This window comes from Algoriphagus lacus (assembly GCF_003583985.1).
In the GTDB taxonomy this organism is placed as follows: Bacteria; Bacteroidota; Bacteroidia; order Cytophagales; family Cyclobacteriaceae; genus Algoriphagus; species Algoriphagus lacus.
Window position 1 is genome coordinate 31,182 of sequence record NZ_QXML01000005.1, and the last position, 14,677, is coordinate 45,858.

At 46.8% G+C, this 14,677-nt stretch carries 14 protein-coding genes; 9 read left to right on the top strand and 5 right to left on the bottom strand.

The genetic code is table 11. The features are described 5' to 3' along the window. Positions 1-62 precede the first annotated feature (62 nt). From D0X99_RS11035 to D0X99_RS11070, 8 genes are all read left to right on the top strand, one after another. Positions 63-821: an SDR family NAD(P)-dependent oxidoreductase gene (locus tag D0X99_RS11035; RefSeq protein ID WP_119477890.1), complete on the top strand. Its 759-nt coding sequence runs from the start codon at positions 63-65 to the stop codon at positions 819-821. 149 nt (positions 822-970) lie between these two features. Beyond that, positions 971-1,834 carry a fumarylacetoacetate hydrolase family protein gene (locus tag D0X99_RS11040; protein ID WP_119477891.1) on the top strand — a complete coding sequence of 288 codons (864 nt, stop codon included), beginning with the start codon at positions 971-973 and terminating at the stop codon, positions 1,832-1,834. After that, the gene (locus D0X99_RS11045) at positions 1,831-2,658 is read left to right on the top strand and encodes an amidohydrolase family protein (RefSeq protein ID WP_119477892.1); all 828 of its coding nucleotides are present in this window, start codon (positions 1,831-1,833) and stop codon (positions 2,656-2,658) included. Before D0X99_RS11040 ends, D0X99_RS11045 begins: the two co-directional genes overlap by 4 nt. Before the next feature lie 70 nt (positions 2,659-2,728). Then, entirely contained in the window at positions 2,729-3,499 is a 771-nt protein-coding gene (locus D0X99_RS11050; RefSeq protein WP_119478150.1) for an L-fucose dehydrogenase, read from the top strand. After that, positions 3,496-4,812: an L-fucose:H+ symporter permease gene (gene fucP / locus D0X99_RS11055; RefSeq protein ID WP_119477893.1), complete on the top strand. Its 1,317-nt coding sequence runs from the start codon at positions 3,496-3,498 to the stop codon at positions 4,810-4,812. The genes D0X99_RS11050 and fucP overlap by 4 nt, the downstream gene beginning before the upstream one ends. A gap of 87 nt (positions 4,813-4,899) precedes the next feature. Then, positions 4,900-5,238 (top strand): L-rhamnose mutarotase, encoded by a 339-nt coding sequence (locus tag D0X99_RS11060; RefSeq protein WP_119477894.1) that lies wholly within the window; start codon positions 4,900-4,902, stop codon positions 5,236-5,238. A gap of 30 nt (positions 5,239-5,268) precedes the next feature. Then, the gene (locus D0X99_RS11065; protein ID WP_119477895.1) at positions 5,269-6,186 is read left to right on the top strand and encodes an alpha/beta hydrolase; all 918 of its coding nucleotides are present in this window, start codon (positions 5,269-5,271) and stop codon (positions 6,184-6,186) included. Positions 6,187-6,316: 130 nt separating this feature from the next. Continuing rightward, positions 6,317-7,012, top strand: a complete 696-nt coding sequence (locus tag D0X99_RS11070; protein ID WP_119477896.1) for an HAD family hydrolase — start codon at positions 6,317-6,319, stop codon at positions 7,010-7,012. 6 nt (positions 7,013-7,018) lie between these two features. On the opposite strand, the gene D0X99_RS11075 is transcribed toward D0X99_RS11070, so the two are convergent. Further along, positions 7,019-7,663, bottom strand: coding sequence for a TetR/AcrR family transcriptional regulator (locus D0X99_RS11075; protein ID WP_119477897.1), 645 nt, complete (start codon positions 7,661-7,663; stop codon positions 7,019-7,021). Between the two features lie 67 nt (positions 7,664-7,730). On the opposite strand from D0X99_RS11075, the gene D0X99_RS11080 reads away from it, so the two are divergent. Beyond that, positions 7,731-9,245: an arylsulfatase gene (locus D0X99_RS11080; protein ID WP_119477898.1), complete on the top strand. Its 1,515-nt coding sequence runs from the start codon at positions 7,731-7,733 to the stop codon at positions 9,243-9,245. Between the two features lie 172 nt (positions 9,246-9,417). Here D0X99_RS11080 and D0X99_RS11085 read toward each other — a convergent pair whose 3' ends face one another. From D0X99_RS11085 to D0X99_RS11100, 4 genes are all read right to left on the bottom strand, one after another. After that, on the bottom strand, positions 9,418-11,055 hold the full coding sequence (locus tag D0X99_RS11085) for an FAD-dependent oxidoreductase (RefSeq protein ID WP_119477899.1): 1,638 nt from the start codon (positions 11,053-11,055) through the stop codon (positions 9,418-9,420). Positions 11,056-11,150: 95 nt separating this feature from the next. Continuing rightward, complete coding sequence (locus D0X99_RS11090; RefSeq protein WP_119478151.1) at positions 11,151-12,125, bottom strand: DUF6807 domain-containing protein; 975 nt, start codon at positions 12,123-12,125, stop codon at positions 11,151-11,153. Between the two features lie 113 nt (positions 12,126-12,238). Beyond that, a complete protein-coding gene (locus tag D0X99_RS11095) occupies positions 12,239-13,597 on the bottom strand; it encodes a Gfo/Idh/MocA family oxidoreductase (RefSeq protein ID WP_119477900.1) in 1,359 nt (452 codons plus the stop codon). 177 nt (positions 13,598-13,774) lie between these two features. Next, positions 13,775-14,662, bottom strand: a complete 888-nt coding sequence (locus D0X99_RS11100) for a sugar phosphate isomerase/epimerase family protein (RefSeq protein ID WP_119477901.1) — start codon at positions 14,660-14,662, stop codon at positions 13,775-13,777. Positions 14,663-14,677 lie beyond the last annotated feature (15 nt).

The window sequence follows — 14,677 nt, forward strand, 5'->3', positions numbered from 1 at the left end:
TATTACCCAAAATGCTCTAGTTTAATTCCTTTGGAAGATTAATTAAACCCTGCCCTTTTGAAATGAATATCAAGACCGTCTTGGTCACCGGCGGAGCCAGTGGAATTGGCCTAGCTATGGTGAGAAAGTTTGCTGCTGAAGGCTACCATGTTTTTTTCATCGACACCAATCACATAGAAGGTCAAAAACTCCAACTTGAGGAAAGTGAAAAAGGCTATCCGGTAAAATTTCTTGAAGGAAGTATCGCAGACTATTCCCAAGTAGAGCGCCTGATTCATTCCATTCCCGGAAAGATCAATGTGTTGATCAACAATGCCGGGATTTCTCACATTGGTAAAGTGGAAACTACTTCAGAGGAAGATTTTGACCGACTGTTTCAGGTGAATGTTAAAGGAATGTTTAACTGCATCAAAGCTGCCCTTCCAAAGCTCAAAGAAAATGGTGGTGGTTCGATTTTGAATATGTGCTCTGTAGCAGCCACCATCGGAATCCCGGATCGATTTGCCTATAGCATGACCAAAGGCGCAGCACTTTCCATGACATTAAGTGTAGCCAGAGATTACGTGCAGGATGGCATCCGATGCAACTGCCTTTCTCCCGGTCGGGTTCATACGCCATTTGTGGATGGCTTTTTGGCAAAAAACTACCCGGGACAGGAAAAAGAAATGTTCGCCAAACTCGCTGCTACCCAACCCATCGGCAGAATGGGAACCCCTGAAGAAATTGCCGACTTGGCCTTTTTCATCAGTTCAGATGCAGGAAGCTTTATCACAGGGGCCAACTTCAACATTGACGGTGGCTTTATGGGGCTGAAAATGTAGGATGCGTAGGGTTGTCGATTAAGGGATGACCTATTCATGATTCATGATTCAGTTTTCGATATTCGGAGTTTGGCAATCGATGGTTGGAGTTGAAACTTCAGCTTTTCCTCTACTTAGAAAAACGCTCATTAACCTAAAGAACTTAAAACATGAAACTCATTCGCTTTGGAGAAGCCGGAAAAGAAAAACCGGGAATTCAGGATAAAGAAGGCCGAAACTTGGACTGTTCCTCATTTGGGGAGGACTGGAACGAGGATTTTTTCACCAACAACGGACTCAGTCGATTGAAATCCTGGTTGGGTGCCAACCAAGCCAATCTTCAGGAAATCCCGCTTAGCGCCCGGATTGGATCACCGATTGCACGCCCGTCAAAAATCATCTGTGTGGGCCTCAATTACCGCAAACATGCAGCTGAAGCCGGGATGGCTGTTCCTGAGATACCCATCATTTTCATGAAGGCCACTTCATCCCTTTGCGGTCCTTATGACCCGATTTACATTCCCAAAAACTCGGTTCAAACTGACTGGGAAGTGGAATTGGCGGTGGTCATCGGAAAGCGGGCGAAGTATGTCTCCAAGGAAAATGCTTACGAATACATTGCCGGATATTGCCTGCACAACGATGTCAGTGAGCGGGATTTCCAACTTCGCCACGGTGGGCAATGGGTAAAAGGAAAAAGCGCTGATCACTTTGCACCGCTCGGACCATTTTTGGCCACTAAGGAAGAGATCGAGGATCCCCACCAACTCCGGCTTTGGCTAAAGCTTAATGGAAAAATGCTTCAGGACAGCAACACTTCAGACTTGATTTTTGACATCCCTACGATCGTATCCCACATCAGTCAGTACATGACATTGCTCCCGGGAGATGTGATTTCCACCGGAACACCTGCCGGAGTGGGTATGGGATTGAAGCCGGAACCCAAATACCTCGAACATGGCGATATCGTCGAGTTGGGAATCGATGGACTAGGAATTTCCCGTCAGGTAGTGATGAATGATCCGGAAGCATGAGGATCGATTGCCATCAGCACTTTTGGGAGTATGATCCCAAGCGCCAGGAATGGATCACCCCTGAGATGAGTCGCATCCGGAGGAATTTCCTGCCAGGAGATCTTTATCCAATTTTACAGGACGTCAAAATCGATGGATGCATAGCGGTGCAGGCGGATGAAAGCCTACGGGAAACAGATTTTCTTCTGGACCTTGCCTCCCAACATGAGTGGATTTTGGGAGTGGTTGGTTGGGCTGATTTGGGAAGTGATCAGTTAGATGAACTATTGGACAGCTATTCAAGTGCCGAAAAACTGGTCGGCTTCCGGGAAGTCCTGCAATCCAAAGATCCACGCTACATGCTTCGTGAGGAGTTTATCCGAGGGATCCACAAAATCGGCCAACGTGGCTATGCCTACGATATTCTCATCTTCCCCCAACACCTTTCGGCTTCCTTGGAGCTGGTCAGCAAATGTCCAGATCAACGGTTTGTAATCGACCATTTGGCCAAACCTTACATCAAAACTGAAGAATGGAAAGAATGGAAAAAAGCCATGACCCTTCTTGCTGAGCGGGAATTGGTACACTGTAAACTTTCCGGAATGGTGACTGAAGCGGATTGGAAAAAATGGACTACGGACCAGCTTTTCCCCTATCTCGAAATCGCCTTGGAATTATTTGGGCCGAATCGGCTGATGTATGGAAGCGATTGGCCGGTTTGCTTGGTTGCAGGAGAATACGAGCAGGTTTATCGAGTGGTGGATGATTTCACCAGCCAACTATCCTCTACAGAAAAGGATAGAATCATGGGCGAAACTGCCGCGGAATTTTACAAATTGGGGTAAGATATCAGAGGAAATTAGAGCTAATTAATTCGTGCCATTGACAGTGTTCAGTGGAATGTTAACCAAAAAAATGAACCTAAACCTAAACGACAAAGTCATCCTAGTCTCCGGCGGCGCCAAAGGAATCGGAGGGGCGATTTCCCGGGGATTGATCGAGGAAGGAGCTATCCCGGTCGTGATCGATCCTTCCGAGAAGGAAGGAAAAGAAATCCTTGAACTGGCCAATGGCAAAGCACTTCAAATTCCCATCCGGCTTTTTTCTCCAGAACAAGCCAAGTCAGTCGTGGAATTGACGGTAGAAAAATTCGGTAGAATCGACGGTTTAGTCAACAATGCAGGAGCCAATGATGGCGTAGGCCTGGAAAACGGAAGCCCGGAAGCCTATGTGAATTCGGTTTCCAAAAACTTGTTTCATTACTACTATTTGGCACATTATGCTTTGCCCTATCTGAAAAAAAGCAAAAGTGCCATCGTCAACATCTCATCTAAAACAGCAGTAACCGGGCAAGGAAATACCTCTGGCTACATTTCTGCAAAAGGGGCCCAACTTGCCCTGACCCGTGAATGGGCGGTAGAGCTTCTCCCCTATCAAATCCGGGTAAATGCAATCCTCCCGGCTGAAGTGTACACGCCCATGTATGCCAACTGGATCCAATCATTTCCCAATCCGGAAGAAAAACTGGCAGAAATCAATCAGCGAATTCCCCTTGGCCATCGGATGACAACCCCAGAGGAAATCGCATCTATGGCCATTTTTCTGCTTTCTGAAAAAGCCTCTCACATCACAGGTCAGCACCTGTATGTTGACGGTGGCTACACCCATCTTGACCGCGCTTTATGAGCCAAAAACCAGCCCTTGTCCCCAAGGAACTTATCCTTCCTTTTATCCTGATCACCTCGCTTTTCGCACTTTGGGGATTTGCCAATGACATCACCAATCCCATGGTGGCGGCGTTTAAGCGAGTACTGGAACTCAACAACACACAAGCATCCTGGGTGCAACTGGCTTTTTATGGCGGCTATTTTACCATGGCTTTGCCGGCGGCGTTCTTCATCAAAAAATACTCTTACAAAACCGGTGTGCTCTTAGGTTTAGGCCTTTATGCGTTTGGAGCTTGTCTTTTTTATCCGGCCGCAGCATGGGAAAGCTATGGTTTTTTCCTGGCAGCACTTTATATTTTGACTTTTGGCTTGGCATTTCTGGAAACCACCGCCAATCCCTACATTCTTTCCATGGGTCCGGAAGCAACTGCAACTCAGCGACTCAATCTAGCCCAGGCTTTCAATCCCATGGGCGCTTTGACCGGACTGTTTGTAGCCAAACAGTTTATTCTCAATTCGCTCCAATCCAGCGCTACAGATGAAAACGGACAGGTGATTTTTGAAACCCTCGACGAAGCCAGCAAAGCCGTGATCCGGACTGCTGATTTGATGGTCATCCGCAATCCTTATGTTCTGCTCGGCCTTGTGGTGCTGGGCTTTTTTGTGGTAATCTCTTTGGCCAAAATGCCCGAAAGCAAGGACAGTTCAGGGAAAATCAACTTTGGTCCGACAATGAAACGCCTGTTGAAAAACCGGAATTTCGTCGAAGGCACCCTGGCTCAGATGTTTTATGTCGGAGCTCAGATTATGGTTTGGACGTACATCTACCAATACGCCGAGTCCCTTGGAATAACCACCTACGATGCGGTGAATTATGCCTACGCCTCTCTTGGGGTGTTCCTTGTAGGCAGGTGGATTTGTACTTTCCTGTTGCGGGTCATGTCTCCTACCCGGTTGTTGGCCATTTTCGCCGTGTTGGCAATGGGCTTCACTTTAGGAGCAATCTTCCTGGAGGGAATGATTGGTCTTTATTCTTTGGTAGGGATCAGCTTTGCGATGTCTTTGATGTTTCCTACTATTTATGGAATCGCTTTGGAAGGCTTAGGGGAAGATTCAAAGTTTGCAGCTGCCTATCTGGTAATGGCCATCGTTGGAGGAGCCATCATGCCTACACTGCAGGGGATGATCCTGGACTGGGGAGGAGTCGGCTACACAGACATCCTCATATTTGGAGTCCCGGAGGTGAATTTCTCTTTTACGTTGCCTCTTTTCTGCTTCCTGATGGTGTTTTTGTTTGCAGTCAGAGTTAAAAAAGTAAATCTCAATTCTTAATACCATTTCATCATTCGGAATTCGAGATTCGGGATTTTGAATTTCGAACACCGAACTTAGAATGATGAATTTTGAAGCTAAAAAACTATGCAAACCTTTGTTCTGATTTGCGACTTAAAAGACGAACCGGAAGCCATTCAGGCATATGTGGAATGTCATAAATCCATTGATCCGGCCATTCTGGAGAGCATTCGAATAGCTGGTGTTCTTCAAATGAGCATTTACCGCTGGCGCAACCGGCTGAGCATGATTCTGGTAGGTGATGATGATTTTAGCTTTGAGAAAAAGGCGAAACTCGACAGCGCCAATCCCAAAGTGCAGGAATGGGAATCCTTTCTGGGACAGTACCAAACCAACCTTCCCGGCACACCTCCCAATTGGAGATGGGCGCTGATGGAGAAGATTTTTGAGTTCAAAGCAGAATGAATCAGTGACTTGAGATTTTACTAAAAACCCATGAAAAAACCATTCCTAACCCTCCTATTCAGCCTCTTCACTTGTATGGCATTCTCCCAAAACCACATCCTTCCACTTTGGTCAGGTACCCCTCCGTTACAGACCGATATGGGATTGGAAGAAGAGGTTCGGCAGGAGGGCATCATCCGGATCGCCAATGTGCAGAAACCAACCATTGAAGTTTACCTGCCGACCAAGCAAATTGCAACCGGTAAAGCAGTGGTCATCTTCCCCGGAGGCGGCTATGGAATTTTGGCCTACGATTGGGAAGGAACCGACTTTGCCAAGTGGCTCAATGCGCAGGGCATTGCCGGAATCGTAGTTAAGTATCGCTTGCCGATCTCCAAATCCTTAACCGACCCCAAGGAAGTTCCATTAATGGATGCCCAGCGGGCGATCCGATTGGTCAGACAAAATGCTGCTGCATGGAACATCGATCCGGCAAAAGTCGGCGTGATGGGTTTTTCCGCGGGAGGACACCTTGCCTCGACCCTCAGTACCCAATACAACCATGAGGTCAATCGCCCAAAAGACTCGATTGATGCACTTTCTGCCCGTCCGGACTTCTCGATTTTGGTTTATCCGGTGATTTCCTTCCGGGATGCATCCGCACATTCGGGATCGAGGAAAAATCTCATCGGAGAAAATGCCAATCAGGAATTGATGGATCGCTTTTCCGGGGAGTTAAACGTCAATGCTGAGACTCCTCCCACTTTCCTTGTACATGCCCAGGATGACAAGGGTGTTCCGATTGAAAACTCACTTTTGTATTACCAAGCCCTTCATAAAAACGGAGTGAAAGCTTCCCTGCACATTTATCCTACAGGTGGACACGGTTTCGGCTTTGGCTTGAACAAAGGCGCAGTGGAATCCTGGAGAGAAGTGCTGCTCGCATGGATCGAGGAAACTTTAAAGTAGTCAACTGTCCACAGTCGACAGCCGTATCTGGTTCAAATTGGTGATTTCCTTTCTTTCAGGGTCTATTGAAAATTGATGTTTAATTCTTTCCGCTGTGGTCCATGGACCGTGGACCGTTGACTAAAAACCCATGCCTATAAAAGTAATAGCCTTCGATGCCGATGACACCCTTTGGGTGAATGAACCTTTTTTTCGCGAAGCGGAGGAAAAATTTACCAGTCTCCTGGAGGATTTTATGCCTCAACACGGGATCATGAAGGAGTTGTACCGGACTGAAATCGAAAACCTGACCCTTTACGGATATGGAATTAAGGGTTTTATGCTTTCGATGATCGAGACAGCCCTACGCATAACCGATCATAAAATGCCTATTACCTTGGTTGACAAAATCATCAGGATCGGTCACGAAATGCTGGAAAAACCTGTCGAGTTATTGCCTGGAGTGGAAGAGGTTTTGAAGGCCTTGAACGGTGACTATCGGATGGTATTAGCGACGAAGGGAGATTTGGTCGATCAGGAGCGAAAGCTCCAAAAATCAGGTCTGGAGCAGTATTTCCACCACATCGAAATCATGAGCGAGAAGCGGGTTGGTGATTACCAAAAACTAATCCGTCACCTAGATGTACAGCCGAATGAATTTCTCATGTTGGGTAATAGTCTCAAATCGGATATCCTACCTGTTTTGGAACTCGGAGGCCACGGCATCCATATTCCGTTTCACATCACTTGGCTGCACGAACAGATCAAGCATGAAGTGGAGCATGAGCGATTTTACAAGGTGGAAAATATCGCGGAGGCGGCAGAGTTGATTCAGAAAATAGGATGAGATTGGTTATCGCTTTTTAATCTCTTCAAACTGGCTTTTGCCTAAATCAGTGAAATAAGGATAATAGCACATAAAAATACTGTTGAGGTACAGGTGCTTTTCCGCTTCATAGTTTAATTCGCGTTGATAGGTCCTAATCGTCATGACCCAATTGGTGAACACTGACAAGTGCTGAAAGAGGAAAATTTCATAGTTGGAAGGCTCGATAATTTCGGGCTTGAGAATCCCCGATGAAATCATCAGATTGACCAAACCCAAAACTTCCTTACCATTTTCGGCATAGCTTTTTTGAAGTTGGGTAGAAAATCCTAGCTCGGAAACAGGCGCTACCACCGTGTAATAAATTACACAGCGAAATTGGTACTGATTGTCCATGATTTGGGAAAAAAGCGCTGCAACCTGAAAAAGACTATAATCATTTGACCAGTCAAATTGTCGGACAGTTTTTTGAAATGCTTGGTCATAGGATTCCGAAAGCGCGACAAATAGCTGGTCCTTGGTTGGAAAATAGTTCGTAATCCGACCTTTGGTGATTCCCATTTTTATAGCCAATTGGTCCAAGGTCAGCAATAAGCCCTCCTCGTTCATGATACTACGGGTGAGATCCAATATTCTCGCCCGCATCTCCACGCCTTTTTTATAATTCCCCATAAAAGCAAAACAAAAATTTGTTTTTAATATTTAAATTTAATCCATCCATCCTGTTAAGTGGCTATCTATGAACAAAACTATCAATTTGATTCTTGGAATTTTTCTTTTTGCACTTGGCTTAGTGCAAGCCCAACAGAAAAAGCAAAACGAAAAGCCCAATATCCTGCTAATCTGCACGGATGATGTGGGAATGTGGAATATCGGAGCTTACAGCCATGGGATGATGGTTCCTACTCCAAATATTGACCGTTTGGCTAAAGAAGGAATGCTTTTCACCGATCACTATTCTGCTCCTACTTGCACTCCCGGCAGAGCGATGATGATCACCGGACAGCTCCCCATCCGAACCGGCTTGACCACAGTAGGAATGCCGGGTTCACCTATTGGATTGGATAAACGGGACCCAACCCTCGCCGAGGTATTGAAAAAATTAGGATACAAAACCGCACAATTTGGTAAAAACCACCTTGGAGACCGAAATGAACATCTCCCCACTGTCCATGGATTCGATGAGTTTTATGGAAATCTCTACCACCTCAATACAGAGGAGGAGCCTTTCTTGAAGACTTGGCCTAATGATCCTGATTTCAATCAGCGGTATCGACCAAGAGGTGTTTTGGATACCAAAGCCACTGACTTTGATGATCCCACTGCGGATCCAAGATTTGGTCGAATTGGTAAACAAATTATTAAAGACACCGGACCACTTGACCCCAAGCGTATGGAAACAGTGGATGATGAATTCACCGCAAAAACGAAGTCTTTTATGGAAGCATCGGTTAAAGAGGATAAGCCATTTTTTATTTGGCACAATCCTACCCGCATGCACATTTACACCCATCTAAGACCCGAACGAAGGCAACTAGCAACTCCTTATTCCTCAGAATTTGATCTCTATGGCTCTGGGATGATGGAATTGGATATGCAGGTTGGTGAACTGCTTGACCATTTGAAAAAATTGGGAATCGTTGAAAATACCATTGTCATATTTACGACAGATAATGGACCAATGACCGACTGGTATCCAGATGCCGGCGTGTCGCCATTTAGAGGAGAAAAGGCTACTACCTGGGAAGGAGGAGTTAGAGTTCCATTGCTGATTCGTTGGCCCGAAAAAATAAAAGCCAGGAAGGTTTCAAACGGAATCCAAGATCACACCGATTTATTCACCACCCTTGCTGCAGCTGCAGGGGCCAGCCAAGTGGCCACTGATTTGGAAAAGTCTCATCAGGTTTACATCGATGGTGTCAATAATTTGGCTCACTGGACCGGAGATCAACCTTCCTCCAGGAACTTTGAAATATACTACAACGAAAGTGAGCTTACCGCTGTCCGAATTGGGCCTTGGAAATCCCACTTAGCGCAACGAGATGGTTTTTTTGATTACAACAGACCCAGTGCCTTATTATTCAATCTTCGTCAGGATCCTTTTGAACGTCAGGACGGATGGAAATCCAGGGAGTTGGCAATGAAGCTGGGAATCGCTTGGGGAGGTCAGATTCAGGATGTTCTAAGAAAACACTATGAAACCCTCGAAAAGTACCCTCCAAGACAAAAAGGAGCTTCCTTGAGAGCAAAATGATCATTTCAAAATCAAAACAAGAAAAGGAGAGATAAAATCTACTTGGCGTTAAGTAAGCAAACAACCAATGAGTTGAACAACAACTGACAACGTCTATCCAAAGAATACCAAACAGTCGGTGCTTTGGAGAGCAACGCAATACAGCATTTAAAGCACCAGATTTTAGTTCGATTCAATTCTCCAACACCTGCTTCTCCTCAAGCAAAACCTTCCGCAGCTTTTCATACTCCAAATCCTGCACGGCCTGATTTCCATCAATCGCCAAGGCAGCAGCTGCGGCAGCGCTTTGTCCCAAGATCATAAACACCGGCTCCATCCGGATCGAACCAAAAGCCGTGTGGGAACTTGACACACAGACCGGCACCAGAAGGTTGGTGCACTCGCCTTTCTTGGGAATCAGCGTGCCATAGGAAATGGAATACGGCTGCTTGGGATGTACGCCTATGTCTCCTTCGTTTTGCACAAAACCTCCCGGAGTGACAAATCTCTGGGTATTGTGCGAATCCAAGGAGTAGGAACCCATTCCTACCGGCTGAGGCACTTCCTTAGCGCCAAGGACATCGTGCTCGGTCATCACGTAGGCACCAACCATCCGACGCGCCTCACGCACGTAAATCTGGTGAGGCCAGTTGCCATTGTCAGTGAATTCATCGGCCGCCAATCCATAATTGGCCATCTCTTTACGTACTTCCTCCGGCACTCTGGGATCATGGGAAAGAAAATACATCAGGCCCTTTTGGTAGTCCTCGTGGTCTTTGATGATTTCCTTTCTCCGCTCATAGCTTGCCTCCGGATAGTCGTAGTTTTTTCCGATGTAATCCGTGCTGAATGGCCCGTGATTGTTGGTGTCTGTCTTCAGATTTGGAATAGGGTCATATTTCCAAAAGGTCTCTTTCCATCCTGCCGCGTACACTCTGGCTAGGAGCTCATATCTGGACGGGTCATAGTTTGCAGGTTTGGGAAACGGAACGCGGTTGTTGGGATTTCGGCTCAGCGCCATTCGGAAATTATAGGCCTGCAGTCGGCTATCCCCTTCCCCGTTTTTTCCGGGAGGATTGGGGGAGATTTCGGGCAAAAGTCCGCTGGTAGGATCCCCTGGAATCCGGTAAGCCGAAATAGAGTCCGTAAAGTAATGGTTGTGCTGAAAGACCCCAACCTGCACCCCATTCCATCGTTCTCCATACTGGGCATTGGGTTCCCGACCCACGGTGTAGCTCACCTTTGCCGCAGCCATCAAGTCGCCCTCGTAGGTGGCGTCAATAAAGACTTTTCCCTGGTAGATTTTTCCTGAAAGTGTCTGAATCGAAACGATTCTACCACTTTCCATTTTCACTCCTGATGCACGATTGAGCCACTCATTCCGATGGATATCCAGTTGATTTTCCCTGACGAAATCCTCAAAAACCCGCTCTGCAGCATGGGGTTCAAAAATCCACATGGTTCGGTTTTCACCGTCTATCGCCGGGGTCCCCTGACCTTTGTTTCCGTATTCCTCCCGTTTTTGCCACTTCCAAGCCGAATCCTGCGCATAGTGGAGATACAGTCGATGGTAAAATTCTCTTGCCAAGCCACCGATCACGGCTTTGTTTCCGGTATCGGTATATCCCAATCCTCCGGAGGATAAACCTCCTAGGTGAAGATCCGGAGAAACAACGAGTACCGATTTTCCCATTTTCTTGGCCTGAACCGCTGCGGTAATTGCCGCGGATGTCCCACCATAAATGACAATGTCTGCATGGAAGGTTTGGGCATTCAACCCCTGAAAACCTGCCATCAGAATAAGTATCAACAGCTTGGAAATGAATTTCATGTCAAAAATTTGGGTATGTGGAATTCAAGATCGGACTAGCAGGATTGAATTAAGGAATGCAAAATTCCTCCTCTCAATTGCTACGGGCAATCTTCCTATTTTGAAAATTCTTCAGAATCCGCATTCAACATTTGGTCTGAGACTGCTGAACCTGAATAAACAACAATCCGATATCGGAAAGTGGTGGATTGTCCCGCTGCCAATTTGAAGTTCAACTCTTCCTTTCCGTTGCTGAGAGCCTTTTGACCCAGCGAATTTGCAGCAAACAGGCCATAACCCCGGGCATGCCAGTACGTCGGATAGCCTACATTTTTTGGGTGATCCAAAATGGCCAAAGAGACTTTCTCCCCTTTGATTTCTCCGGATAGATTGGTCCATTTTCCACGGGTTCCCCATACGGCATCGCCTTCCAAGCCTTCACTGCTTCGGTATTTTCCGGTGACTCCTTCATTATTTAAGGTCGGCACTGCTGTAGCAATTCCATTGGCATCAGTGAAAATTTCCGGCTTGTCGGAAGGGTGTTCGAGTTCCCGCGCCACCCGGATTCCCAGCATTCCTTCCTTGTTGTCTTTCAGGGAGACTTCCTTTCCCTGAGCAGTCAGCGTAGTTATTCGGTCAATCATCCGTTTCCCGGTGGCAACCCGGAACACAAACGTGGTTTTCTCCTTGAGTAAAACTTCACCGTCAGGACCTACCCAATCCATTGCAACCTGGAGTTCAGCTTGATCTTTTCCTTCCTTGGCTTTTAGAATTTTGGTATGAACGATGGTTCCATATCCTCCCTTTTTCTCGGCCGGAATCGCATCCGAATTGTTCCAAAAATCCAGTCCATTCACATCTCCATAATTGAACCAGAGTCCAATATGGTGCGGATGATCTACCCGCTCTCCAGGTCGTGAGGCGAGTGGAAATCCCCGGGTCAGCTCGTTTCCTCCTTCAGACTTGATCGGATAAAGCACAGGTTTCGCAATCGTCTCCGGGTAGAGGTAAGCGGTAAAAAGCTCCCCATTCACCAAGACCTCCACTTTTCGTTCCGCATCATTTCTTACAAGCGTTACCGAATTGGCCATTTCGGAAGATGGGGGTTGATTTGATTTTTTCACATCGGATCCTTCCGAGAAGAAACTAAGCAACAAGCCGGCAATAATACCGGCTTTGATTAAGGTGTGCATCTGATTTGATTTTAGTATTGGAATACTTTTCCTCCTGCCAATACTTCCTGATTGGCTTCGTCAAACGTCACAAACTGACCTGTGCGAAGTGCTGCCGTAGTCATGATATTGGCGATCGAGTGATTGTATCCTGCCATGACATCTGCGTTTGGCTTTTTTCTAGAGCGAACACACTCCATCCAGTTACGCATATGGGCAGAGGTCATATCATCCGCGCCTGTGTTGGCTCCGGTTTCCACTTTTACCGCTTCACCCAATGCCATCTCCGGAAGCAGGTTTTCCTTGAGCCCCATGGGTTCTGCTTGATTTTTTCGCAAACCTCCATTTGGAGAAATCATATTGGTATCCAAGTTGAGCTCTCCGGCATTGGAGTAATAAATCTCCTTGGTGCCTCCGGCGGAATTGGTAAATCTGGAAGAATATATTACCTGAAACCCTTTCGTTTTATCGTTCAATGGCCCATAATCAAATACTGCTGTCATGGTATCGAAATTTTGGCGACCGTCCTTCCAAACATAAATCCCCCCATTCGCTGCTACACTTCTAGGATGCGGCAGGTCAGTAAACCAGTGAACCGTATCGATCTGATGCGCCATCCACTGACCCGGAATACCTGATGAATAAGGCCAAAACAATCGGAATTCCAGGTATTTCCGTGGATCCCATTCCGTCTTGGGACGATTCATCTGATAGCGATCCCAGTCTGTATCTTCTTTTCTGATCTGGCTGGCAAGTTCCTGTCTTCTCCATCTTCCAGGTTGATTGACATTCCAAGTCATTTCCACTGCCACAATATCTCCGAATTTTCCAGCCTTGATAAATTCATTGGCTTGATGGTAGTTTACTCCACTTCGGCGCTGTGAGCCCACCTGAACGATTTTTCCTGTACGAAGCACGGCTTCTTTGGCTGCCCGATTGTCGGCCATGGTTTCGGCAAAAGGCTTTTCCACATAAGCATCTCTGCCCGCCTCCACAGCTTCTTTGCAATGCAGTGCATGTTGAAAATCTGCTGTACTGATGATCACCGCATCCACATCCTTCCGGTCATAGAGTTCTTCGTTGTTTCGGCAAGCGGCGATGTCCACTCCTGCTTTGTCCTTTACAAACGCCAAACATTCCTCTCTTCTCCTACTCCAGATATCCGAGACCGCAGTAAACTGAAAATTCATTTCCTTGGCATGGATCTGCATGGCTGGAATCAAGGCGCCTCGGCATCGGTCCGAAAAACCGACAATGCCGACATTCACCCGGTCATTGGCGCCGAGAATCCGACTGTAACTTTTTGGGGAAAAAGCCATTGCCCCAAAGCTGAGGCCGGCAGTGGTGAGTGCAGACTTTTTGAGAAAGTCCCGTCTGGATTGATCGTTCATGGTTTATGGGTTTAATGATTTCGGATTTGTGGACTTCGAATATTCGTTATTCGGCATTCGATATTCATAATTAAATATTCTGTCTTCTAGGTTCAAGGTTCTGAGTTCGCTATTCAGGGTTCATTATCCAAAGCTTCCCATTCCAAAAACCAATTCACTAATGAATTAGTAACTGCTTCAACTGGATTGTGCAACCAGTGCGTTGAACAAATCGAGCTGCTCCCGCAATGCCACCACCCGATCGGCGGGCTGGCTTCGCGCTTCCATAAGGATCCAACCTTGGTAGTCCATCTTGGAAAAAAGCCGGAAAAGCTCCGCATAGGGATAATCCCCAATATTGAATTCCCGCACGTGAACGGTATCACCAAACCATTTTTTGACACTGTTGAAATTGGCCTCCAGCCCTGGAGGAAGCAAATCTTCCGGATTGCTGTTCCAGCAGATCTTCACGTTTGGCTCAGTAACCTGATCAAAAATCGCCTTCATGTTGGGCAGCTCCTGAGTCAGATGTCCATGAACCTCCACTCGGATCAATTGCCCGTAATCCTGGGCAAATTTTCCCACCTCATTGAATGAGGCCGCAATCTGGGCGATGGTTTTTTCCTTGGCAATTCCCTCGGGAAGGGTGTTGGGCTTCACTTTGATCCCAGTGGCACCGATATCGTGGCAAAGCTTGATGTAAGCCTTGGTTCCTTCGATGTTTTGGTTGAGTTTAGCCGCATCCGGGCTGTGGTATTCGTAGTTGCTCCCATAGCCCAGGCAAGTGACTTTACTGTCTGCAAATCGTTTTTTCACCTCCAATCGCTGGGAAGCAGAGAGATTGACTTCCACTGCATGGGCATGCTGAGTTCTCAATTCCACGCCCAACACGCCTGTTTTTTCACAGTTGGAAATCAGAGTGGGAAGATCCCAGTCTTTGGCCCATTCATAGGTGACCAGGCCAAATTTCATCCCGTTTTTTTTGGACCCGGCAAAAGACGGAACTAAAGGGAGTGCAGCCAGACTCAAGCCGGCCACAAGGCTTTGATGAATAAAAGCCCTTCTGGATAAATCCTTCTCTATCATACCTCATTATAAGGA